General features: G+C 70.9%; 19 protein-coding genes and 1 tRNA gene. 8 read left to right on the top strand and 12 right to left on the bottom strand.

What is annotated here, in order from left to right; translation table 11 throughout:
- The first annotated feature begins 622 nt into the window (after positions 1 to 622).
- Together DQ384_RS21150 and DQ384_RS21145 are read left to right on the top strand one after the other, a co-directional pair.
- Positions 623 to 1,024 carry a hypothetical protein gene (locus tag DQ384_RS21150; RefSeq protein WP_114030609.1) on the top strand — a complete coding sequence of 134 codons (402 nt, stop codon included), beginning with the start codon at positions 623 to 625 and terminating at the stop codon, positions 1,022 to 1,024.
- 89 nt (positions 1,025 to 1,113) lie between these two features.
- Positions 1,114 to 1,305, top strand: coding sequence for a hypothetical protein (locus DQ384_RS21145; protein WP_114030571.1), 192 nt, complete (start codon positions 1,114 to 1,116; stop codon positions 1,303 to 1,305).
- A gap of 80 nt (positions 1,306 to 1,385) precedes the next feature.
- Here the strand turns inward: DQ384_RS21145 and DQ384_RS21140 are convergent, their stop codons facing one another.
- Complete coding sequence (locus DQ384_RS21140; protein ID WP_114030570.1) at positions 1,386 to 2,972, bottom strand: bifunctional 3'-5' exonuclease/DNA polymerase; 1,587 nt, start codon at positions 2,970 to 2,972, stop codon at positions 1,386 to 1,388.
- 116 nt (positions 2,973 to 3,088) lie between these two features.
- Here DQ384_RS21140 and DQ384_RS21135 point away from each other — a divergent pair, with 116 nt between their 5' ends.
- Positions 3,089 to 3,904 carry a UbiA family prenyltransferase gene (locus DQ384_RS21135; protein ID WP_114030569.1) on the top strand — a complete coding sequence of 272 codons (816 nt, stop codon included), beginning with the start codon at positions 3,089 to 3,091 and terminating at the stop codon, positions 3,902 to 3,904.
- Between the two features lie 55 nt (positions 3,905 to 3,959).
- Here the strand turns inward: DQ384_RS21135 and DQ384_RS21130 are convergent.
- The 5 genes from DQ384_RS21130 to DQ384_RS21110 all read right to left on the bottom strand — a co-directional run bounded on the left by DQ384_RS21130 (position 3,960) and on the right by DQ384_RS21110 (position 10,178).
- A tRNA-Met gene (locus DQ384_RS21130) sits at positions 3,960 to 4,036 on the bottom strand.
- 111 nt (positions 4,037 to 4,147) lie between these two features.
- On the bottom strand, positions 4,148 to 7,075 hold the full coding sequence (locus DQ384_RS21125) for a UPF0182 family membrane protein (RefSeq protein ID WP_114030568.1): 2,928 nt from the start codon (positions 7,073 to 7,075) through the stop codon (positions 4,148 to 4,150).
- Positions 7,076 to 7,362: 287 nt separating this feature from the next.
- On the bottom strand, positions 7,363 to 8,406 hold the full coding sequence (locus tag DQ384_RS21120) for a YlbL family protein (RefSeq protein WP_114030567.1): 1,044 nt from the start codon (positions 8,404 to 8,406) through the stop codon (positions 7,363 to 7,365).
- Positions 8,407 to 8,548: 142 nt separating this feature from the next.
- Positions 8,549 to 8,974 carry a molybdenum cofactor biosynthesis protein MoaE gene (locus DQ384_RS21115; protein WP_114030566.1) on the bottom strand — a complete coding sequence of 142 codons (426 nt, stop codon included), beginning with the start codon at positions 8,972 to 8,974 and terminating at the stop codon, positions 8,549 to 8,551.
- A gap of 115 nt (positions 8,975 to 9,089) precedes the next feature.
- Positions 9,090 to 10,178, bottom strand: coding sequence for an NAD-dependent epimerase/dehydratase family protein (locus DQ384_RS21110; RefSeq protein WP_114030565.1), 1,089 nt, complete (start codon positions 10,176 to 10,178; stop codon positions 9,090 to 9,092).
- 64 nt (positions 10,179 to 10,242) lie between these two features.
- On the opposite strand from DQ384_RS21110, the gene DQ384_RS21105 reads away from it, so the two are divergent.
- The 3 genes from DQ384_RS21105 (at position 10,243) to DQ384_RS21095 (ending at position 13,328) form a co-directional block, all read left to right on the top strand.
- Complete coding sequence (locus tag DQ384_RS21105) at positions 10,243 to 11,535, top strand: zinc-dependent metalloprotease (RefSeq protein WP_245966663.1); 1,293 nt, start codon at positions 10,243 to 10,245, stop codon at positions 11,533 to 11,535.
- Positions 11,532 to 12,095: an NUDIX hydrolase gene (locus tag DQ384_RS21100; RefSeq protein ID WP_114030563.1), complete on the top strand. Its 564-nt coding sequence runs from the start codon at positions 11,532 to 11,534 to the stop codon at positions 12,093 to 12,095. Before DQ384_RS21105 ends, DQ384_RS21100 begins: the two co-directional genes overlap by 4 nt.
- A 219-nt stretch (positions 12,096 to 12,314) precedes the next feature.
- Positions 12,315 to 13,328: an endonuclease/exonuclease/phosphatase family protein gene (locus DQ384_RS21095; RefSeq protein ID WP_245966662.1), complete on the top strand. Its 1,014-nt coding sequence runs from the start codon at positions 12,315 to 12,317 to the stop codon at positions 13,326 to 13,328.
- A gap of 19 nt (positions 13,329 to 13,347) precedes the next feature.
- On the opposite strand, the gene DQ384_RS21090 is transcribed toward DQ384_RS21095, so the two are convergent.
- Both DQ384_RS21090 and DQ384_RS21085 read right to left on the bottom strand, forming a co-directional pair.
- Complete coding sequence (locus tag DQ384_RS21090; protein ID WP_114030562.1) at positions 13,348 to 13,956, bottom strand: glycosyltransferase family protein; 609 nt, start codon at positions 13,954 to 13,956, stop codon at positions 13,348 to 13,350.
- The gene (locus DQ384_RS21085) at positions 13,950 to 14,465 is read right to left on the bottom strand and encodes a M48 metallopeptidase family protein (protein ID WP_114030561.1); all 516 of its coding nucleotides are present in this window, start codon (positions 14,463 to 14,465) and stop codon (positions 13,950 to 13,952) included. Before DQ384_RS21085 ends, DQ384_RS21090 begins: the two co-directional genes overlap by 7 nt.
- Positions 14,466 to 14,810: 345 nt before the next feature.
- On the opposite strand from DQ384_RS21085, the gene DQ384_RS21080 reads away from it, so the two are divergent.
- Positions 14,811 to 15,953 (top strand): ThiF family adenylyltransferase, encoded by a 1,143-nt coding sequence (locus DQ384_RS21080; RefSeq protein WP_245966661.1) that lies wholly within the window; start codon positions 14,811 to 14,813, stop codon positions 15,951 to 15,953.
- Positions 15,950 to 17,293 carry an ABC1 kinase family protein gene (locus tag DQ384_RS21075; protein ID WP_114030560.1) on the top strand — a complete coding sequence of 448 codons (1,344 nt, stop codon included), beginning with the start codon at positions 15,950 to 15,952 and terminating at the stop codon, positions 17,291 to 17,293. Before DQ384_RS21080 ends, DQ384_RS21075 begins: the two co-directional genes overlap by 4 nt.
- Positions 17,294 to 17,760: 467 nt before the next feature.
- Here the strand turns inward: DQ384_RS21075 and DQ384_RS21070 are convergent, their stop codons facing one another.
- The 4 genes from DQ384_RS21070 to DQ384_RS21055 all read right to left on the bottom strand — a co-directional run bounded on the left by DQ384_RS21070 (position 17,761) and on the right by DQ384_RS21055 (position 21,540).
- The gene (locus DQ384_RS21070) at positions 17,761 to 18,030 is read right to left on the bottom strand and encodes a WhiB family transcriptional regulator (RefSeq protein ID WP_114030606.1); all 270 of its coding nucleotides are present in this window, start codon (positions 18,028 to 18,030) and stop codon (positions 17,761 to 17,763) included.
- 124 nt (positions 18,031 to 18,154) lie between these two features.
- Positions 18,155 to 18,487 (bottom strand): hypothetical protein, encoded by a 333-nt coding sequence (locus tag DQ384_RS21065; RefSeq protein ID WP_114030559.1) that lies wholly within the window; start codon positions 18,485 to 18,487, stop codon positions 18,155 to 18,157.
- Positions 18,488 to 18,604: 117 nt separating this feature from the next.
- Positions 18,605 to 19,477, bottom strand: a complete 873-nt coding sequence (locus tag DQ384_RS21060; protein ID WP_114030558.1) for an acyl-CoA thioesterase — start codon at positions 19,475 to 19,477, stop codon at positions 18,605 to 18,607.
- Positions 19,474 to 21,540 carry an ATP-dependent DNA helicase UvrD2 gene (locus DQ384_RS21055; RefSeq protein WP_114030557.1) on the bottom strand — a complete coding sequence of 689 codons (2,067 nt, stop codon included), beginning with the start codon at positions 21,538 to 21,540 and terminating at the stop codon, positions 19,474 to 19,476. Before DQ384_RS21055 ends, DQ384_RS21060 begins: the two co-directional genes overlap by 4 nt.
- Positions 21,541 to 21,727: the final 187 nt, after the last annotated feature.

The following is a 21,727-nucleotide window of genomic DNA, read 5'->3' as shown; positions in this document are numbered from 1 at the left end:
AAGGAATCCATCCCCACCAGACAGCCACCCGCTAAGACGGCCATCCGTGACAGACGGAGGTTCATGCATGATTCATGCACTGGCTTTTAACACACTGTTGAGTTCTCAAGAAACGGACGCGTACACCATCACCCGAACCCGACCAGGGATCCGAACTCCGGGGCTTCCATCTCGTGTTTCACAGTTTACCAGCTCCAGGAATTCCGACCAAATCGAGCGATTCGATCCGAAGCTGAAATTGCTAAACTATGGCGCCCCGTCTCCAGGGCAACCCCTCTAACTTACCAGATCATTCAGGAGGACGCAACCACTGTGCGCCAACCCGGAGGATCCGGACGTCAGATGGGATCTGGGCAGACCAGCGGCCCGGAAGATTTTTTTGATCTTTCGGGGCCCGATCGCCGCCCAACGAGGGAAAACTCTAGCAGCATCCCCAGAGTGCCCGACGCCACTTTGGTCTCAGGTAAACCTTTGACGCCTCTCAGCCATCCCAAATGCAGGCGATTCGCGCAGGGGCAACCCTTCGGCAAGTCATCCGCAATCGCCAGCCGTTACGAAGAGGGTGCGGGGCTCCGCTGGCATCACCCCGATGTCCGGAACCCGTCCCGTGGAGGTGGTCATCATGACGCGGTCGGAGTTCGACGACATCCGCGCCCACATCGCGGCCGAGGAGGGGGACTGTGACGATCTCCTCCAGATCGCCCGGACCTTGCTGGACGATCTGGAGCAGGCGCGGCTCCGCGAAGCGACCCTTCGCGCCCGCTACATGGGATTGCTCACCGCCGCCCGGGCGACGATGGCATCCGACGCGGTGGGGGACATCGACCCGTTGACGTTCCTGCGGCACGAGCTGGGCAAGCGGGGGCAGCTGCCGACGGGCGACGAAGAGGTCACGCGCATCCTTTCGGACGCCCGTACGGCCGAGACGCTTCTCGCCCATCTGGAGGAGAAGCCCCAGAGCCGCCCGAGAGCCGGCGCGCGCATGCGCCGGTGCGCCGGCGCGGCCCGCAGGCTCCCTCGGTAGCGGGGCCCGGCGAAATCGGCAGAGCCGGCTCACGGGTCGAGATGCCAGGCTTTGCCGTGACATGAGGGTCGTCCTGGAAGACTTCCCGCATGTGGAAGCGAGGGCTGAACTGGGCCGCCGTCACCCTGGTGGCGGTGTTCGGCCTCCTGTGGCTGGGCGTGGTGGTCTTCGCCGCCACGGCCACCTCTGGTTGGCTACGGACGATCCAGGCCCTCTTCAGCCTGTTCCTGATCGGGTGGGCGATCAGGAAGTCGGTTCACCTGATCAGGACCGCGACCTGATCGGTCTCGTACCAGTACGCGTGCCCGGGGCGCGAACCACTCCGCGCCTCCGGCAAACCGCTCATTCGGATTCCTACGGACTACTTCGCGTCGGCGTAGCAGGACACCGCGACCGCCTGCATAGGGATGCGTACGGGCGTCTCGCCGAAGAGGAGCCGGGTGGCCTGCTCGGCCGCCCGGCTCACCGCGGCGGACACCTCGTCGGCGAGTTCCCGCGGACAGTGAACCATGACCTCGTCATGCTGGAAGAACACCAGCCTGGCCGGATCCGGCAGCAGGCCGCGCAGCAGCGCCATCAGGGTGAGCGCCCATTCGGCCGCGGTCGCCTGCACGACGAAGTTGCGGGTGAAGCGCCCTCGGTCCCGAGCGGCGCGCGCGCCCTCGGGCCCGGAGACGAGGGCGAGCCACCGGGTGGACGGCGGCGGGGACGTGCGTCCGAGCCAGGAGCGCACCAGCCGGCCTTCCTCGCCGGCCTTCGCGGCGTCCTCGACGAAGCCGTACGCCTGCGGGAAGCGCTGGCGCATCACGGCCAGCAGCTTGGCGGCGTCGCCGCTCGTGCCGCCGTACATCGCCGAGAGCATGGCGATCTTGGAGTTCTCGCGGGCGCCGCCGAAGGCCTGGGCCAGAGCGGCGTACAGGTCGATCTGCCCCGCCGCGCGGGCCAGGCCGCGGTCGCCGGCCATCGCCGCCAGCACGCGCGGTTCGAGCTGGGCGGCGTCGGCGACGACGAGGCTCCACCCTTCGTCGGCGACGACCACGCGGCGCATGACCTTGGGGATCTGCAGTGCGCCTCCCCCGCTGGTGGCCCAGCGCCCGGACACGACGCCGCCGACGACGTACTCGGGGTGGAACCGGTCGCCGCGCACCCATTGGTGGGCCCAGGCCCAGCCGTGGAAGCTGTGGAGCCGGGAGAGCTCCTTGTAGGCGAGCAGAGGGGCAACGGCGGGATGGTCGATCTGCTTGAGCTCGTGGGAGCGGGTCGTGGAGACGCTGAGGCCCGCGGACCTGAACGCCTTGAGGATCTGCTGCGGGGAGTCGGGGTTCACGGTGGTCCCGAAGGCGGCGCCGATCTGGTCGGCGAGGGCCTGGAGCTTGGCCGGCCGCATGCCGTGGATGGGCCGGGGGCCGAGCAGCTCGGTCAGGAGCCGGTCGTGGACGTCCTCGCGCCAGGGCATGCCGTCGTGGCTCATCTCGGCGGCGATCAGCGCCCCCGCGGACTCGGCGGCCACCAGCAGCCGGAAGCGCGTGGGGTCGCGCGTGGCCTCGATGCGCCGTAGCTGGTCGGTGTAGACCTGCGCCGGGTCGATCTCCGGGGGGTCCGGCTCGAACAGCGTGTCCTGTACGGCGTGCGGCCCTGCCGCGTCGTCGGGGACGGGAAGGCCGTGGAGCCGGGCATAGGCGGCCTCGGCGGACCTGGGCTCGCCGTAGCGGCCCTCGTGGGCGAGGAGGAGGGACTCGGTGAGCGTGAGGTCGTGACAGCGCGAAAGGCGCACCCCATGGGCGAGGAGGCCCGGGTAGACGGCGCGGGTGTCGGGCCAGACCCAGCGGGGGCGGTGGGCGCGCTCCAGCTCGCCCATGGCCGCCGCGAGGTCGCCGGCACGCCTGGGGTCTTCGCCGATCGGTCGCAGCGTGCCGCCGTCCGCGTCCGCCGTCACCGCGATCCGCATACCCGCACGATAGCCGAGGGGTCCGACGGTTCTTTCGATCACCGGTTCGAGTGCGTCGTGGCGCGGGGCCGGGGAGATCGTTGCGCGGGCGGGGGTGCGGGGTCGAGTCTGATCACATGCTTGCGCTGATGAAGGCATGTCACCCGGGTCCCACGCTCGTCGTCACGGCCACGGGGTGCGCGCTCGCGGCGATGGTCGGACGGGGGCCCGGCGGGACGCTGCTGGTGGGGGCGGCCGTGCTCACGGGTCAGTTGTCGATCGGCTGGAGCAACGACTGGATCGACCGTGTCCGGGACCGGGCCACGCGGCGCTCCGACAAGCCGCTCGCCGGGGGTTCCTTCGCACCGCGCGTGGTGGCGGTCGCGGCGTTCGCCGCCTTGGCGCTGTGCGTGCCGTTGTCGCTGGCCTCGGGCGTCCTGGCGGGGGCCGTCCACCTCGTCGCGGTCGCCTGTGGATGGCTCTACAACGTCCGGCTGAAGGCGAGCCCGGTGTCGCCGCTGCCGTTCGCGGTGGCGTTCGGCCTGTTGCCGGCGTTCGTGACGTTGGGCCTGCCGGGCGGGCCCTGGCCGGCGTGGTGGGCGCTTGCGGCGGGGGCACTGCTCGGCATGGGTGCCCACTTCGCCAACGTCCTGCCGGACATAGCCGACGATGTCGCGCTCGGGGTACGGGGGCTGCCGCACCGTCTCGGGCCGACGACGGCGAGGCTCGGCGCGGCCGTCCTCCTGGTGGCCGCCTCCGTGCTCATCGCGCTGGCGCCCGGCGATCGGGGCGGCGTGGTCTCGGTGGCCGGGCTCGTAGCCGTGGCGCTCGTGCTCGCGGGCGGGCTCGTCGGGGCGCGGCGTTCCGTACGGCGGGCGGCGTTCGGGGTGACGCTCGGGGTCGCGGTGATCGACGTGACGATGTTCGTCGCCCAGGGGGGCAGCCTGGTGTAAGGGCCCTGGAATGCCAAAGACCCTGGCACCGGATTTCCGGTGCCAGGGTCTTTCGTGGTAGCGGGGGCAGGATTTGAACCTGCGACCTCTGGGTTATGAGCCCAGCGAGCTACCGAGCTGCTCCACCCCGCGTCGGCTTGCACAACAGAGACTATCGGCCGGGGAGAGCACTGGCAAATCGCGGTGGCCCGGCGCCCCGCGGGAGACGGGGCCGGCGACGTGCCGCCGGCCCCGCCCCAGTGGTTACGAGCTGGGCGTCGGCGAGGGTGTCGGCGTGGGCGTCGCGCCGTTCGCCGCCGCGGCGGACGACGCCGGGGTGGGCGTCGCCGATGGGCTGGCGGACGGGGTGGCCTTCTGCTTGCCCAGAGCGGCCTCCAGCTCCTTCAGCGCCTGCGCCAGCCGCTTCTGGGCCTCACCGTAAGCCGCGAAGTCACCGCTCTTGATCGCCGCCTGGCCGTCGTCGTAGGCCTTCTGGGCGTTGTCGAAGGCCTTCGTGAGGTCGGTGGGGACCCCGGTCGACGGCTGCTGAGGCGTGAGCGGCGTGGTCGGGTTGGTCGGGTTGGTCGGGAGCTGCCCGGACTGCCCGAACACCTGGTCCAGCGCGTCCTTCAGCGTGGATCCGATGCCGACGTCCGACCCGAACATGACGAGCACGCGGAACAGCGTCGGGTACCGCGCGGAGTTCACGTCCTTCGGCTGGACGTACACCGGCTGGACGTACAGCAGACCGCCGCCGAACGGCAGCGTCAGCAGGTTGCCGTTCAGCGTCTCGGTCGTGCCGCCGATCCGCAGGTCGTTCAGGACGCTCGCGGCCTTCGTGTCGAAGGCGTTCTGCGCCTGTTTGGGACCCTGGATCGTCGTATCACTCGGGAGCTGGAGGATCTGGATCTTCGTGCCCGCGGGGCCCGTCGCGTCCACCGACATGAACGCCGCCAGGTTGTCGCGTTTGTTCGGCACCATCGTGGTCGTGAGGGAGAAGCGCGGGTTCGTCTCGTTCGGCATCTTCATCGTCACGTAGTACGGAGGCTGCTTGGTCTTCGAGCTCGCCGGGTCCTCCGGCACCTTCCAGAAGTCCTGCTGGCCGTAGAACGCGTTGGCGTCCGTGACGTGGTAGTTGCCTAGGATGTCGCGCTGCACCTTGAACAGGTCCTCGGGGTAGCGCAGGTGCTCCATGAGCTGAGGGGTGATCTCCGACTTCGGCTTGATGACGCCGGGGAATGCCTTCTGCCAGGTCCGCAGCAGCGGGTCGGCGTCGTCCCAGGCGTACAGCGAGACCGTGCCGTCGTAGGCGTCGACGGTCGCCTTGACCGAGTTGCGGATGTAGTTGATGTGGTCGCGGGGCTGTTGCGGCGTCAGGAGACGGTCGGTGGAGGTGTCACGGGTCATCTCACCGAAGCTGCGCCGCTCGGAGTACGGGTAGTCCTCCGAGAGGGTGTAGCCGTCGATGATCCACACGATGCGCTGGTTGACGATCGCGGGGTACGGGTCGCCGTCGAGCGTGAGGAACGGGGCTACCTGCTGGACGCGCTGGCGCGGGTCGCGGTTGTACAGAATGCGGGACTTGCTGTTGATGTCCGAGGACAGCAGCAGGTTGGTCTCGCTGTACTTGCCGGCGTAGAGCAGGCGGGTGAAGAAGTTCCCGATCGGGACGCCGCCCTTGCCGGTGTAGGTGGTGTTCTCCTGGCCGCTGCCCTGCGCGCTGGTGCTCTGCTCGGGGAAGTCGAGCTCGATCTTCTTGTCCCCGCCGACGATCGAGTACTCGGGAGAGTGCTCGCCGAAGTAGATGCGCGGCTCGAACGGGCCGAGGCCGTTGGTGGGAGGGATGTCCTTGACGAGGAAGTCCGGCTTGCCCTGGGCGTCGATCTTGCTTCCCTGGCTGGCGACGAACCCGAAGCCGTGGGTGTAGACGAGGTGGTTGTTGATCCAGTTGCCGTCCGGGGCGCTGCCGATCTCGCGCACCGCGACGACCGTGTCGCGGGACACGCCGTCGATGTTGTACCGGTCGACGTCGAGCTGCTCGGGGAACTGGTAGTAGCCCTTGATCTGCTGGAGCTGCTCGAAGGTGGGCGGCAGGACGGTGGGGTCGAGCAGGCGCACGCCGGGGATGGTCGAGACCTCGCTCTGAAGCTCCTGCTGGGTGCCCTGCGTCTTGGCGCTGTAGGGCGTCACCACGGTGGACGCGACGCCGTAGGCGTCTCTCGTCGCCTTGATGTTGCGGTCGATGTACGCGTTCTCTTTGCTCTGCTGGTTGGGCTTGACCTGGAACTGCTCGACCAGCGCCGGGTAGACGCCGCCGACCAGGACGGCCGAGAGCACGAGCAGGCCGAAGCCCACACCGGGGAGCATGCCGCCCGGCCTGAAGATGCCCGCGAAGAAGAGCGCGGCGCAGATCAGCGCGATGATCGCCAGAATGGTCTTGGCGGGGAGGACGGCGTTGACGTCGGTGTAGGAGGCTCCGAAGACCTTGCCCCGGTCGGAGAACACCAGCCCGAAGCGGTCGACCCAGTAGGCCACGGCCTTGAGCAGCACGAACAGCCCGACCAGGACCGACAGGTGGACACGGGCGGCGCGGGTGGCGTGCAGGCCCGGCGACTGCAGGCGGAAGCCGCCGTACAGGTAGTGGACGATCGCCGCGACGATGATCGAGATGATCACCGCGGTGAACAGGAAGTTCAGCACCACCCGGATGAACGGGTAGGTGAACATGAAGAACGAGACGTCGTACTTGAACTCGGGGTCGGTGACGTTGAACGGCGTCCCGTTCACGAAGAGCAGCCACGTGCGCCACTGCCCGGCCGTCGAGGAGCCGGTGAACAGGCCGAGGATCGCCATGCCCGCGATGAAGATCAGCTTGCGGTGGGGGTCGAGCGCGGCGCGGTAGCGGTCGGCGCCCTGCGCCTGCGCCCCGCCGAACATGCCCATCCCGAACAGAGGCCGGGAGCGGTAGGCGATGATCATGTTGCCGCCGACGACGCCGCCCATGAGGAGGGCGCCGATCACGAACAGCAGAAGCTGCGTGACCACCATCGTGGAGAAGACCGACGTGTAACCGACGGAGTCGAACCACAGCCAGTCGGTGAAGAAGCCGGCGAAGACGAAGAACAAGATGATGATCGCGATCAGTGTGATCGCGACGGGAATGAGAAGCCGCGGCCGGCGGGGCAATCGCATCGCCCGACCCGCGCCGGGGTTCCGGAAGGTCAAGGCCCACCCCTAGGTTTCACGAGTAACGGTCCGTGTCTGGCAACCTACACCGGTAGCGGCGTGGTCACCCTCCGAGCCCTGAGCACGACCTGGCCACGAAACGCGGCTGGGCCATGGTCGTCGGGAACCCGGAGAAGCCTCGGAGCACGCGCGCGCACACCGGATGAGACGCGCGCGTACACGTGGCCCAACGCCCCGGCTGCGCGGCGGGTTCCCCGCGCGCGGCCGGGTCGGGAGCGATCGGTGAGAAGGGCTCAACGGACCGGGCAACCCGCCACTGGTCCCGAACCCGTGCGCAGCGCGTCGACCGCCTGGACGGCCTCGTGCATGGTGCTCACCTTCACGAGGCGCAGCCCCTTCGGGACGGCCTGGACGGCGTCGCCGCAGTTGTCGGCGGGGGTCAGGAAGACGGTGGCCCCGGCGTCGCGCGCGCCGATCATCTTCTGCTGGATGCCGCCGATGGGGCCGACCTTGCCGTCCGGCGTGATCGTGCCGGTGCCCGCGATCGACTTGCCCCCGGTGAGCTCGCCGGGGGTGAGCTTGTCGTAGATGCCGAGCGAGAACATCAGACCGGCGCTGGGGCCGCCGACGTCGCCCACGTTGACGTTGACCGTGAACGGGAACTTGAACTGCGTTCCCATGATCATGCCGACGATGGGGCCGTCCTTGCCCGCGACCGTGCCCACCTGGACGGTGGAGGACTTGCCGCCCCGGACGATGCCGAACCGGACCTCCTGGCCGACCTTGTGCTTGCGGACCCCGGCCGAGACGTCGTCGATGGTGCGGACGGGCGCGCCGTCGACCGTGGTGATCTCGTCGCCCGGGAGGAGCTTGCCGTCGGCCGGCTTGCCCTTCTGGGTGGAGCCGACCGCGACGATCACCTTGATCGGGATCTTGAGCTCGTTGAGCGCGGCGGCGGTGGCGTCCTGCTGGGAGCTGCTCATCTCCTGGGTGTTCTGCTGCTCGACCTCTTTGACCGACACGGTCTTGGGGAAGATCGTCTCTTCGGGGACGACCGCGACGTTCGGGTCCATCCAGCCGCGCAGGGCGGTGAGCAGGTCGATGCGCGCGCCGGGGCCACCCTGGTAGGCGACGGTCACCAGGCTGAGCTTGCCGGAGGTGGGGTAGGTCTGGTGTCCCGTGATCGTGATGACGGGCTTGCCCTTGACCTCGCCGAGGGTGTTCTCGGTGGGGCCGGGGCTCAGCGCGACGTAGGGCACGGGCAGCAGCGCCCCCGCGCCGCCCAGCAGCAGCGTGAGGACACCCGCCACCGTCAACGTCAGACCTCGTCGGGACATGGTGGAAACTCTATGCGCTCACCACGACCGCGCTTACGCGGACACACATAGGACATCCAGGTCATCGCAGGCTTCGGGTCGCCGCGGGGCGCGAAGCGGCGGGACGTGGCGCCCCGCCCGGGCGTTCGCGGGGACGCCGAGGTCAGTCGCAGGCTCCGACCCACTCGGCCGAGCCGTCGGCGAACACCTGGTGCTTCCAGATCGGCACCTCGGACTTGATGTCGTCGATGAGGCGGCGCGAGGCCTCGAACGCCCCGCCCCGGTGGGGGGCCGCCACGGCGACGATCACCGCGATGTCGCCCAGCCTGAGATCGCCCACCCTGTGGACGGCGGCGAGCGCCGTCAGCGGATGGTCGGCGGCGACCTTCTCGGCGACGCGGCGCAGTGCGTCCTCGGCGGAGGGGTGCGCGGAGTAGGACAGCAGGGTGACGGGCCTGCCGTGATCGTGGTCGCGCACAGTGCCCACGAACAGCGTCGTGCCGCCCGCGGCATGGTCGCCGACGGCGGCCAGCACCTCGTCCACGGACAGCGGCGTCTCACGTATGCCGAGCAACCGGATGGCCTCCACACCATGATCCTACCCCGGGGCCCCGCGGCGGCCGGCGATCTCGCGACACCGGCCCGCGGGCGGCCAGGGAGCCGCACGGCCCCGGCGGTGGCTGAGGTCCCGCGCGGGCGGCGGCTCACGTACGGCGCTTGCGGCGGACCTGGCGGACGATGGCGGCGGTGCCGATCACGGCGACGGTGGCCCCCGCGGCGGTGATCGTGGCCTCCTTGCCGGACAGGCGCCGCCCGACCACCGCGTGCCTGCCCTCGCTCAGCTCCAGGAGCTGGTGCAGCGCCGCCTCGTTGGTCCAGGCCGGCTTCCACCCCGCGGCGCGCAGCGAGGCGCAGTCGACCACCCACGGGTAGACGACGTAGTGCAGGTCGGTCGCGGGGGCGGGGGTGATGCCCAGGCGGTGCAGGCGCTGCGCGGTGCCGAAGGTGAGCCCGGCGGGCAGCTCGAAGCGCCGCAGACCGGAGAGCTCCTCGACCTGCTCCATTTCCAGCCACCCGTCGCTGCCGACGGTCACGACCCCCGTGACCTGGCCGAGCGCGGCCAGCTCCAGCGCCGAGACCAGGTCGTCCACGTGGCAGAACTGCCAGCGGGGCGCCGACCCCTTGACGGTGAGCAGGCGCGGCGCCTCGAAGTGGCGGGTCACCACGGTGTCGACGCCCTGCCCCACCACGGCGGCGGGCCGCAGGACGGTGACCTCCAGGCCGGGGTGGCTGCGCAGGCAACGCCGGACGAGCGCCTCGATCTCCAGGTGGTCGCCGACGACGCCCGAGTCCGGTTCGGCGGCGACCGGGGCGTCCTCGGGCAGCGGGACGGGGTTGTCGGGGGCCGCGCCGTACACCATGGCGCTCGTCACGAGGACGACCCGGCGGACGCGCGCGGCGGCCGAGGCGGTGAGCACCGTCTGGGCGGCCCTCAGGTTGTAGGCGCGGCGCTCGCCCGCGTCGGAGTCGAGGCTGTAGTCGGTGGCGAGATGCACCAGGACGTCCACGTCCGAGATGCGGTTCGCCAAGAGCGGATCCCGGACGTCGAGCACCCGCCACGTGACGTCCGGGACGTCGCCCCTTTGGTCGTCGATCGCCACCACGCGACGGAAATCCGCAGACGAGGCGACCCGGGAGAGGAACTCTCTCCCCAGCCCTGAGGCCGCGCCGGTGACGGCGACGACCGGTGGCCGGAGACGTTTCGAGGTAGGCACGAGGTCCTCACTTTGCACTGATCCGCCCTACGACGGATAACGTGGCGGATGTGGACTCCTCCATCCTGCACGAGGTAGAGCGGTGACTGACCTGCCAGGTCGCGAAAACGACCCCAACGAGAATCCCTTCGCGATGTTCGGAGACCCGGAGCAGATGGCGGCTGCCATGCGGCAGTTCGCCGACATGCTCTCCGCTCCGCAGGGCTCGGGGCCCGTCAACTGGGAGATGGCCAAGAACATCGCCCGGCACGCCGTCGTGGCGGAGGGCGATCCGAGCGTGATGGAAGGCGAGCGGCGCCAGATCGTCGAGGCGCTGCGCCTGGCCGACCTCTGGCTGAACGAGGTGACCGAGCTGCCGAGCGGCCTGACCTCGCCCGAGGCGTGGAGCCGTTCGGAGTGGATCGAGAAGACCGTCCCGGTCTGGAAGCGGCTCTGCGACCCGATCGCGGCCCGCATGGTCGAGACCATGGGGGGCACCCTCGGCAACGTCGGCCTCGGCGGGGGCGCCGAGGCGCAGGCGATGGCGGCCCAGCTCGGCCCGCTGATGGGCATGATGCGCCAGATGGGCGGCATGATGGTCGGCAGCCAGATGGGCCAGGCCCTCGGCGCGCTCGCGCCCGAGGTGATCGGGTCCTCCGACATCGGGCTGCCGCTGTCGGACACCGCCGCGCTGCTGCCGGGCGGCATCGCCGCGTTCAGCCACGGGCTGGAGATCCCCTCTGAGGAGATCCGTCTGTACCTGGCGCTGCGGGAGGCGGCGCACCACCGCCTGTTCCAGCACGTCCCGTGGCTGCGCACCCAGCTCTTCGGCGCCGTCGAGGACTACGCCAAGGGCATCACCGTGGACACCTCCGCGCTGGAGGAGCAGATCCGCGGGCTGGACATGAACAACATGGAGCAGATCCAGGAGGCGCTTAGCGGCGGCGCGCTGCTCAAGCCCGAGGAGACCGAGCGGCAGAAGGCCGCGCTGTCGCGTCTGGAGACCCTGCTGGCCCTGGTCGAGGGCTGGGTCGGCACGGTGACGGACGCCGCCGCCGAGGGCAAGCTGCCGTCCGTGGCCGCCCTGTCGGAGACGGTGCGCCGCCGCCGCGCGACCGGAGGCCCGGCCGAGCGCACGTTCGCCACCCTGGTCGGGCTGGAGCTGCGCCCGCGCAGGCTGCGGGAGGCCGCGGCGCTCTGGCAGGCACTCGCCGCCGACCGCGGGGTCGAGGGCCGCGACGCGGTGTGGTCCCACCCGGATCTGATGCCGACGGCCGACGACCTCGACGACCCGCAGGCGTTCGTCCGGGGCGAGGCGAGGTTCGACCTGTCGGACTTCGAGGAGCGCAAGCCGGACGACGGCGAGCCCGGGCCCAAGGCGCCCGGCGGGGAATGACGCTACGCGAGGACGCGCGGGCAGCGCTCGCGCGATGGACCGCGCCCACCCCCGGCGAGGAGGTGCTCAGGAAGGAGTTCCTCGAGCACGTCGACGCCCACGAGGACGCGATGTGGCGTTCGTGTGCGCCGGGGCACCTCACGGCGACCACGGCGGTGCTGTCGCACGACGGCGCCAAGGTGCTGCTGACCTTGCATCCGAAGGCGGGGATGTGGCTGCCGATGGGCGGGCACTGCGAGGTGCCGGACGTCTCGCTGGAGGCCGTCGCGCTGCGCGAGGCCGTCGAGGAGTCCGGCATCGCGGGGCTCAGGCTGCTGCCGGGGCCGCTCGCGCTGGACCGCCACCGGGTGTGGTGCCACCCGCCGCACAGCTGGCACCTGGACGTCGAGTACGGGGCGGTCGCGCCGCCCGGGGCCGAGTTCGTGATCAGTCAGGAGTCGCTGGACATGCGGTGGGTGCCGGTGGACGACATCCCCGAGCCGACCGACGAGGCCACCCGGCGGCTGGCCCGGCGGGCGCGGGCGCTCCTGGCGGACCGGCCGCTTTCCGAGTCCTCCTGAGGCCGTCCGGGGTTCAGGGTCCCGGCTGGGCACCGCGGTCCCGGCTGATCCATATCGGCGGGGCGCACGCGGCCGCGGTCAGGTCCGAAGGCAAACGTTCTCATGTCTCGGCGGCGTCTTCACGCGGTTCGTACGTCCGCTGGATAGGGTCACCGCATAGGGCTCGGGCCGGGTCCCGCACAGGTTCCGGAAGGGCATCGAGGCGAAGCCGGGGGATTGGTGGACACCACGACCGAGACACCGGTGGGTGGCGTCATCGTCACCCCGTCCCGCGGGCGATGGCTCCGCAGGCGCGTGCCGGGCGCGCTCGCCTGGGTGGCGGTGACGCCGTTCGCCGCCTGGGCGGTGTGGCGCATGGCCGGGCTGGAGCGTGGATCGTTCCCCGCGCAGATCATGACCGCCACTCCGTACGCGGCGGCGGGCTCGCTGCTGCCGCTCCTGCTCTCGCTGCTGTCCAGGCGAAGGGCGGTGACGGCCGTGGCGATCGCGACGAGCACGGCGCTCGGCCTGGGCGTCCTGCCCCGGGCGTTCGGGGACTCCTCCGCCGCGCCCGGGCGGCCGTTCACGGTGCTGACGGTGAATCTCTTCTTCGGGCACGGCGACGCCGCCACCGTGGTCGACCTGGTACGCCGCCACCGTCCCGACGTGCTCAACACCCAGGAGCTGACCCCCGAGGCCGTCGCCGAGCTGGACGCCGCCGGGCTGAAGGCGCTGATGCCGTACCGCGTGCTGGAGGACGAGTGGAGCGCGGCGGGCAGCGGCATCTTCTCCCCCCATCCGCTCGCGAAGCTCGACGGGTTGTTCCAGGTCATCGGGCACAACATGCCGACGGCGCGGCTGAGCCTGCCCGGGGGGCCGTCGCTGGAGATCGTGGACGTGCACACCCTCCCGCCGCTGGGGCGCCAGGTGACGCAGTGGACGGAGGGGCTGCGGGCGCTGCCGCCGGGGCCGGCGGCCGGGCCGTTCCGCATCCTGGCCGGTGACTTCAACGCGAGCCTCGACCACGCCGAGATGCGCAAGCTGGTCGCGCGGGGCTATCGGGACGCCGGAGACGCGACCGGCGGCGGGCTGACGCCGACGTGGCCCGCCAACAAGCGCCTCCCGCCGCTGATCACCATCGACCACGTGCTCGCCGACCGGCGTGTGGGCATACGGAACTACCGCGTGTACGACGTGCCGGGGACCGACCACCGGGCCGTGCTCGCCGAACTCTCGCTGCCCGCTCCGCGCTGACGTTCTGCGGGGCGAGGGCTCAGAGCCGTTCGCCGCTGAGCAGGGCGCGGGTGTTCTCCCAGCCTTCGAGCCCGGGGTCGAGCCTGGCCAGGTCGCCGGGGACGCGCAGGCGGTGCCATCCGGGGCCGGTGGCGACCATGCGGCGCCCGGGAGCCTGGGCGCGCAGGCGGGCCACCACGTCCGGGTCGTCCAGGCCCGCGGACGCCCACTCGGGGTACGGGAGGCGGGCGGCGATGGCCACGGCGCCGCCGCCCTCGGCGGGGCAGACGGCGATCGGGGCGCGGCCCAGCTCGCGGAACAGCTTGCCGATGAGCAGCGGGGGCAGGTCGGGGGCGTCGGCGCTGATCACGACGGCCTCCTCGCCGTAGGGCAGGAGCGCGGCGAAGGCGCCGGCGAGATCGGGAACGGAGATCACCTTGGTGCCCGGCCAGGCGATGTCCTCCAGATCGCGCAGACCCTGCGCGTCGTCCAGGCCCGCGGCGAGGATCACCGGCTGGACGAGTTCGAGCCCGGCGACGACCTCGTAGGTGTCCTCGGCGAGGGCGAGCGCGAACTCCCTCGGGTCGGCCCCCGGAGGCGCGCCCTCGCCGATCCGTGGCGTGACCAGGACGGCCGCCTGCCTCAACATTCCTCCGCCGTCCCGTTGGCGGCCATGGAGAAGCCTTCCAGGAAGCCGCGTGCCCGCTCGGCCTTCGGGTACCGCTCGACCAGCGCCCAGAAGCGCGGGCCGTGGCTCGGGACGATCAGGTGTACAAGCTCATGCATGATCACATAATCCACCACCCACGCCGGCATGCCCCGGAGTCGCGTCGAGAGGCGGATCGTGCCATGATCGGGAGTACACGAGCCCCATCGGTGCCGCTGGTTCTCGGCCCACCGCACGCTGGCCGGTAAGGCCTTCGCGTCCAGGTAGCGAATGGCGAGCTCACGGGCCCGTTCGAGCAGGTCGTCGTCGCTCGGGCGCCTGCGCTGCTCTTTGGCGGCGAGCCGGTCGAGCATCCGGCGCACCCATTGCTCTTCGTCCGTGCTGCTCAGACCGGCAGGCAGAAGCACGATGGTCTTGTCGCCATCGCGATATGCGGAAACGGTTCGCCGTCGGCGTGCACTCCGGCGGACCTCGACTGTCTCGGGGGGCACATATGCACGGTAGCCGAGAGCGCTGCGATTCCACAGGGGGTGAATCACGTTTTCCCTGGTCAATCCGCGTTCGCTTAATGTTCAGGTATCACCGCTGTCACATGGGCAACACGTGTCCGTGGTAGTTGGCACGGTCCTGTCGCGTGAGCCACGGGGACGCCGCCGCCTCATGGCCGTAGAGGGGCGGACAGGGCCGACCGTGTTCATCCGAAGCGTGCGTTGTCCACATCCCCGAGGGCGGTTCGCGCACAATCTACGCAGTTGAGGGGCTATCTGCCGTGGGGTTATCCACAGGCGGACGCGATCGCCCGCGGCGGATGCGGGGGTGTGCCAGGCTTCGCGATCGTGACCTCCTCCCACGCCCCCAGCGCGTCCTCCCACTCCCCGCGGCGGCCCGTCCGCGAGCCCGTGCGGCCCCGGCTCAAGCCGGCGCTGCGCCGTCTCGACCGTGACGACCGCACGTTGCAACTCGGCGTCAACCCGCTGCGCGCGGTGGTGCTCGCCGACCTCGACCCCCTCATGCGCGGCTTCGTCGAGAGCCTGGACGGAACCCGCACGCTCGACGAGCTGATCGCGGCGGGTGATCTCGACGAGCCGACCGTCCGCACGGTGGTGCGGCTGCTCGCCGAGCGCGGCCTGCTCGACGACGCCGCCGCGCGGCCCGAGTCGCTGCGCGGGCTGACCGCCGCCGAGCGCGACAGGCTGGGCCCCGATCTCGACGCCCTCTCGCTATCCACGGCCGACGCCGGCGACGGGGGTCTGACCGCGCTCGAACGCCGCCGCCGGGCGCACATCCGGGTGTACGGAGCGGGTCGCGTCGGCGCCCAGATCGCCGTCATGCTCGCCGCGTCCGGCATCGGCCATCTGTGCGTGGTCGACCCGGGCCCCGCGCGGGCGGCGGACGTCGTCCCGGGCGGCCTGTCCTTCGCCGAGGTGGGGCAGACCCGGCAGGACGCCGCGGTGGCGGTCGCCCGCCGGGTGGCGCCGAGCGTCAACGCGTGGACGGGGCGGACGGCCTCTCAGCTCTCCGACGGCGCCCGGCGCCCCGACCTGGTGGTGCTGGCGCCGGTCGGCCCGCTGGACGGCCTGCTGCCGCGCGAGCTGGTGTCGCTGGGCATCCCCCACCTGCTGGTCAGCGCCGGCGAGGGGGTGGGCTCGGTGGGCCCGCTGGTGATCCCGGGGCGCACCCCGTGCCTGTGGTGCCTCGACCTGATCCGCCGCGACCGCGACCCGTCGTGGCCGGTGGTCGGGGCCGGTCTGGGCGGTTTCCCGGCAGGTGAGATCGCTTGCGACACGGTGCTGTCAACGCTGGTCGCGGCCCAGGCTGCGGGGTACGCGGTGGGTTCTGTCGACGGCCTGGAGCCCGATGTGACGAATAGCACAGTCGACGTATTACCTGATCTGCGTTGGAAAAAACGGAGCTGGAGCGCTCATCCGCAATGTCGTTGTAGTCGAAACGACTTGGCTCCGTTAACAATGGTCGCGTGAGTGAGTTCCCCCAACATGCCGTGACGCGTTCCGCCAAGCTGGCGACGCTCCCTTTGGGGTTCGCCGGCCGCACCGCCCTCGGGCTGGGCAAACGGATCGGCGGGAAGTCCGCCGAGAAGGTCGCCCAGGAGATCCAGCAGCGCACCTCCGAGCAGATCTTCCGGGTCCTCGGAGAGCTCAAGGGCGGCGCGATGAAGCTCGGCCAGGCTCTCTCGATCTTCGAGGCGGCGCTACCGCCGGAGATCGCCGGTCCCTACCGCGCGACGCTGACCAAACTGCAGGACGCGGCCCCGCCGCTGCCCGCCTCGACCGTTCACGCCGTCCTCGCCGAGCAGCTCGGCGACGGCTGGCGTGAGCACTTCGCGGAGTTCGACGACACGCCGGCCGCCGCCGCGTCCATCGGCCAGGTGCACCGGGCCGTCTGGCACGACGGGCGGCAGGTGGCCGTCAAGATCCAGTATCCGGGGGCGGGCAAGGCGCTGCTGTCGGACTTCAACCAGCTCGCCCGCCTGGGCAAGCTGTTCGGCGCCCTGTTGCCGGGGCTGGACATCAAGGCCGTGCTGGGCGAGCTGCGGGCACGCGTCGCGGAGGAGCTCGACTACCTGCGCGAGGCCGAGGCGCAGCACGGGTTCGCCACCGCTTACCACGGCGACCCCGACTTCCTCGTGCCGGACGTCGTCGCCGCCAACGAGCAGATCCTCGTGACGGAGTGGATGGACGGCACTCCGCTGTCCCGCATCATCAAGGACGGCACCAAGGAGCAGCGCGACCGCGCCGGGCTGCTGTTCGTGCGTTTCCTGTTCAGCTCCCCGGCGCGCGCGGGGATGCTGCACGCTGATCCGCATCCGGGCAACTTCCGCGTGCTGCCGGACGGCCGCCTCGGCGTGCTCGACTTCGGCGCGGTGAACCGCATGCCGGACGGCTACCCGGAGGTGTTCGGCACGCTGACGCGCATCTTCAACAAGGGCGACATGAACACCGTCGTCCAGGGGCTGCGCGACGAGGGGTTCATCCGCCCGCACATCGAGGTCGACGAGGAGGCACTGCGCGCGTTCCTCGCCCCGTACGTCGAGCCGACGTCGGTGGAGGAGTTCACCTTCAGCCGCGAGTGGCTCCAGCGGCAGATGGCCACCGTGACCGACCTGCGCCCGACCAACGTCGTGCGCCAGCTCAACCTGCCGCCGTCCTACGTGCTGATCCACCGCGTGCACGCGGCGGGCATCGGCGTGCTGTGCCAGCTCGGCACCACGGCCCGCTTCCGGGACGAGGCCGTCCGCTGGGTTCCCGGCTTCGCCGACGAGGGCCCGGACGGCAGGGAGACGGCACTGGCCGCCTCCTGAGCTCGGTGCCGGCCCCGGCGAGGTCGGCGACCGCCTCAACGAGATGTTCCTGCGCGCCCTCGAAGGGTCCGGCAGGGCGGACGGCGGCCCGGGAAATGCCGAAGGGGCGATCCCGATGTGGCCGGATCGCCCCTTCCGATGTGATCATCGCGGACAAGGGGTGGTTACGCACCCCCGGCGGGGGACCGCGGCTCCCTGTCGCCGCGCGTCCCCGCCGGACGGTTACGCCATACGGGCGAGGACCTGGTGCAACCGCGTCGACGCGCGCTCGGCCTTCTCACGGGCCCGGCGGAGGCGCTGGACACGGCTGACGAGCCGTTGCCTTTCCGCCTCCTGGTGGAGCGTTCGTATTCGGTCAAACACCAGTTCTTCATACATATACGGCATTTCGGCGCCCCAGGCTCGGGTGGTGTTCATCAGACTGTTCCCTTTCGGTTGAGCGATTCGGACGGGCTTGCGATGGTGTTTCAGGCTGCGACCGGGGTCTTGCGCGGACGCCCCCGGGGCCTCTTGCGCGGGACGACGGTCCCGCGGAGAACCAGTTCGCCTCCCCAGACGCCCCAGGGCTCCTCGCGCTCCAGCGCGCGGTCCAGGCAGGACTTCCGGATCGGGCAACCTCCGCAGAGAGCCTTGGCGAACTCGACGTCGTCAGGGGACTCGGCGAACCACAGGTCGGGGTCGGTACGACACGGGATATCGGCTTCGTCGACCAGGTCCATGGTCGTCGTTACCGCCATCAGCGTCACCTTTCTGTCTGACTTTCGGTTTTTGGTTGGTTACCTCATCGGTGGTGATCGGCGGCGGACAACAAGAAGGCCGCGGATCCCGGTGCGGATCCGCGGCCTGAAGGCTCTCAACCGGTCAGTAGCTGACCGGTTGCCTCCAGGGTGGCGGACCCTGCACCCCACCATTGGCGGTGCTCGGGGTCTGCGGGTCGCCGGCCCGACGGCCGAAGGCAGCCGGAAGGTCGGAAACCGTGTCGGAAATGCGGTAGGCGAAGGCGCCCATGCCCTGCTCAGCCGGGATGTGGGCAGTCTTCTCCTGTCGGAGTTTCGCTGCGGGCGCCGCGGCAAGGCCGAGAACCTCGGGCGCGAGCGGAGCGGCGAAACGCCTGCCACGCGTGGCCGGAACGACGACGTCGTCGGCGCACAGGGAAGCGACCCACGGCTGGGCGGTCGTCGAGATCAGCTTCACTGGGGTCACCTCCCAATCGAGTGTGAGAAGAGGGCCGGACAGGGACCGTCCGACCGGCTTGTGCATGACTCTAAACGTGGATCAGGGAACCGGGCAACATATTTTCTACCTGCGATTTCACGGATTCGAGACACGGATCATGCACTCCTGCACGACCGAGACCGCGAGCTCTCCCGAGGGGGTGAACATCTGTCCCCGGGCGAGGCCGCGCGCGTCCCCCGACCACGGCGACTCCTGCGCGTACATCACCCAGTCGTCGACCCGGAGCGGCCGGTGGAACCACATCGCGTGGTCGAGGGAGGCGCCGATGACGTTCGAGGCGCCCCACGCGAGGCCGTGTGCCAGCAGCACGGTGTCGACGAGGGTGTAGTCGGAGGCGTAGGCGGCCAGCACGACGTGCAGCAGCGGGTCGTCGGGCAGGTCGGCGTCGTAGCGGAACCACACCCGCGTCTCCGAGCCGCGCAGCGAGGGGTCGCCGACGGCCTCCCAGGTGAGCGGGGTGGCGTACCGGGCGTCGACCGGGCGGGGCCTGGACAGCCAGTCGCGCCACGGCTGGACGTCGCCCACCAGGTCGCGCATGCGGTCCTGGAAGGGCTGGAGGGTCTCGGGCGCGGGCACGTGCGGCATCACGGACGCCTGGTGGGAGACGCCCTCCTCGGCGATGTGGAAGGACGCCGACATCGTGAAGATCGCCTTGCCGTGCTGGATGGCGACGACCCGACGCGTCGTGAACGACCGCCCGTCACGCACGCGCTCGACGTTGTAGACGATCGGGACGGCCGGGTCGCCCGGCCGGATGAAGTAGGCGTGCAGGGAGTGCACCGCGCGGTCGGAGGGCACCGTGCGCCCCGCCGCGACGAGCGCCTGGGCCGCCACCTGGCCGCCGAAGACCCGCTGGATGCGCTCCTCCGGGCTGCGGCCCCGGAAGATGTCCCGCTCGATCTGCTCCAGGTCGAGCAGGTCGAGGACCTCCTTGAGCGCCTCGTTCACGTGGCTTCCCCTCCACGGCAGATTTCCAGTACGGCCTCGCCGTACCGCTCAAGCTTGACGCGGCCGATGCCGGCGATCGCGAGCAGGTCCTCCTCTGTGGTGGGCACCCGCTCGGCCATTGCCTGGAGCGTAACGTCTGTGAACACGACATATGACGGCAACTTCGCCTCTTTCGCCACGGACGTACGCCATGCCTTGAGGCGTTCCAGCAGTTCCTGGTCGAAGTCGGCGGGACAGGTCGCGCACCGGCCGAGCTTCTGCTCGGCGGCGGCGGTAAGGGTCTTGGCGCACACGCGGCAGTGCATCGGCGCCGGGACGCGGGACCTGCCCGCCGCACGCGGGCCCATCGAGACGGCCGGGCGCCCCGCGCCGGGGGTCAGGCCCGTCAGCCCGTCCAGGAACCGCGACGGCCGCCGCGCCTTGCGCCCGCCGGGCGACCGGGCCAGCGCCCACGACAGGTGAAGGTGCACACGGGCGCGGGTGACGCCGACGTACAGAAGGCGGCGTTCCTCCTCGATCTGGTCGGGCGTCTCGGCGTAGACGATCGGCAGCATGCCGTCGGTGAGGCCGACCAGGAAGACGGCGTCCCACTCCAGGCCCTTGGCGGCGTGCAGGGACGCCAGCGTCACGCCCTCGACCGGCGGCGCGTGCTGCTCGGTGGCCCGGCGCTCCAGCTCGTCGACGAAGCGCCGCAGGTCGCCGCCCTCGGCCGCGACGTCCTCGGCGAGGTCGGCCAGGGCCTTCAGCGACTCCCAGCGCTCGCGGGCCGTGCCGCCTCCGGGCGCCTCGGGGGTGAGGCCGATGCCGGAGAGTATGTCGTGGACGACCTGCGCGAGGGGCTCGTCCCCGCCGGCCGAGCGGGCGGCCCCCCGCAGCAGGACGACGGCCTGGCGCACCTCCGGCCGCTCGAAGAACCGCTCGGCGCCGCGCAGCAGGTAGGGCACCCCCGCCTGCGCCAGCGCCTGCTCGTACGCCTCGGACTGGGCGTTGACCCGGAACAGCACCGCGATCTCGCGCGCGGGCACTCCCCCGGCGACGAGCTCCTTGACGCGCCGCGCCACGAGCGCCGCCTCGGCCGCCTCGTCATCGCACTCGGCGAAGACCGGCTTCGGGCCGTCGGGCCGCTGCGCGACCAGCTCCAGCCGGTGCGGGGTGCGGGCCTTGGCGAGCACCCCGTTGGCCAGGCCGACGACCTGCGGCGTCGAGCGGTAGTCGCGCACCAGCTTGATGACCACGGCGGAGGGGTGCTCGACGGCGAAGTTGGTGAGGTAGCGCGGAGTCGCGCCGCTGAAGGAGTAGATGGTCTGGTTCGGGTCGCCGACCACGCAGACGTCGTCGCGCCCGCCGAGCCAGGTGTCCAGCAGGAGCTTCTGCAGCGGGTTGACGTCCTGGTACTCGTCGACGACGAAGTAGCGGTACTGCCGGCGGATCTGGCTCGCCACCTCGTCGTGCTCGGTCATCACCGCGGCGGTGAGCTCCAGGATCGTCTCGAAGTCGAGCAGGTGGCGCGCGCGCCGGAGGTTCTCGTACGCCTCGTACAGGCGCGCGACCTCCTCCGGCGGGATCGGCGGCGTGCGACCTGCCTTGGCGGCGAGGGCCGGGTAGTCCTCGGGGGCGATCTGGGTGACCTTGGCCCATTCGAGCTCGGCGGCGACGTCGCGCAGCTCGCCGCGGTCGCTGCCGCGCCGCAGCTCGCGGGCGGCCTCGATGAGCAACGGCAGCTTGGACTCGATCACGCGGGGCGGGTCGCCGCCGATGACGCGTGGCCAGAAATAGGTGAGCTGGCGCAGCGCGGCGGCGTGGAACGTACGCGCCTGGACGCCGTGGACGCCGAGGGAGCGCAGCCGCTGCTTGAGCTCACCCGCCGCCCGGGTCGTGAAGGTCACGGCCAGTACGCTCTGCGCGTCCACCACCCCGGTCGCGACGGCGTGCGCGACGCGGTGGGTGATCGCGCGGGTCTTGCCCGTGCCGGCGCCGGCGAGCACGCACACCGGGCCCCGCACGGCCTCGGCCACCTCACGCTGCTCCGGATCGAGCCCGGCCAGGGTGTCCTCGCGCTCCAAGGGGACCTCCTAGTGTGCGGTGCGGACGGCGCTGCTGGCATCATCCTCCCAGCAGCGCGCCTCCCGCGTCGCCCCGCCCGCAGGAGTGCACAGGGTTCTCACGGGTACCGGGACGTGCGCGACCGCACCGATGTGCCCCAGAATGGGGGGGCCATGATCTCGGGGAAGGGAAAGAGGCCAGTGAGAA

The sequence above is a fragment of the Sphaerisporangium album genome (assembly GCF_003323745.1).
Classification (GTDB): Bacteria; Actinomycetota; Actinomycetes; order Streptosporangiales; family Streptosporangiaceae; genus Sphaerisporangium; species Sphaerisporangium album.
Note: the sequence above shows the minus strand (reverse complement) of the source record. Positions and strands in the feature narration are given on the sequence as shown.

Excerpts from the sequence above, each read along its gene's own strand:
- DQ384_RS21150 (WP_114030609.1), top strand. The coding sequence starts at position 623 with ATGACGCGGTCGGAGTTCGACGACATCCGCGCCCACATCGCGGCCGAG.
- DQ384_RS21145 (WP_114030571.1), top strand. The coding sequence starts at position 1,114 with ATGTGGAAGCGAGGGCTGAACTGGGCCGCCGTCACCCTGGTGGCGGTG.
- DQ384_RS21140 (WP_114030570.1), bottom strand. The coding sequence starts at position 2,972 with ATGCGGATCGCGGTGACGGCGGACGCGGACGGCGGCACGCTGCGACCG.
- DQ384_RS21135 (WP_114030569.1), top strand. The coding sequence starts at position 3,089 with ATGCTTGCGCTGATGAAGGCATGTCACCCGGGTCCCACGCTCGTCGTC.
- DQ384_RS21125 (WP_114030568.1), bottom strand. The coding sequence starts at position 7,075 with ATGCGATTGCCCCGCCGGCCGCGGCTTCTCATTCCCGTCGCGATCACA.
- DQ384_RS21120 (WP_114030567.1), bottom strand. The coding sequence starts at position 8,406 with ATGTCCCGACGAGGTCTGACGTTGACGGTGGCGGGTGTCCTCACGCTG.
- DQ384_RS21100 (WP_114030563.1), top strand. The coding sequence starts at position 11,532 with ATGACGCTACGCGAGGACGCGCGGGCAGCGCTCGCGCGATGGACCGCG.
- DQ384_RS21090 (WP_114030562.1), bottom strand. The coding sequence starts at position 13,956 with ATGTTGAGGCAGGCGGCCGTCCTGGTCACGCCACGGATCGGCGAGGGC.
- DQ384_RS21070 (WP_114030606.1), bottom strand. The coding sequence starts at position 18,030 with ATGGCGGTAACGACGACCATGGACCTGGTCGACGAAGCCGATATCCCG.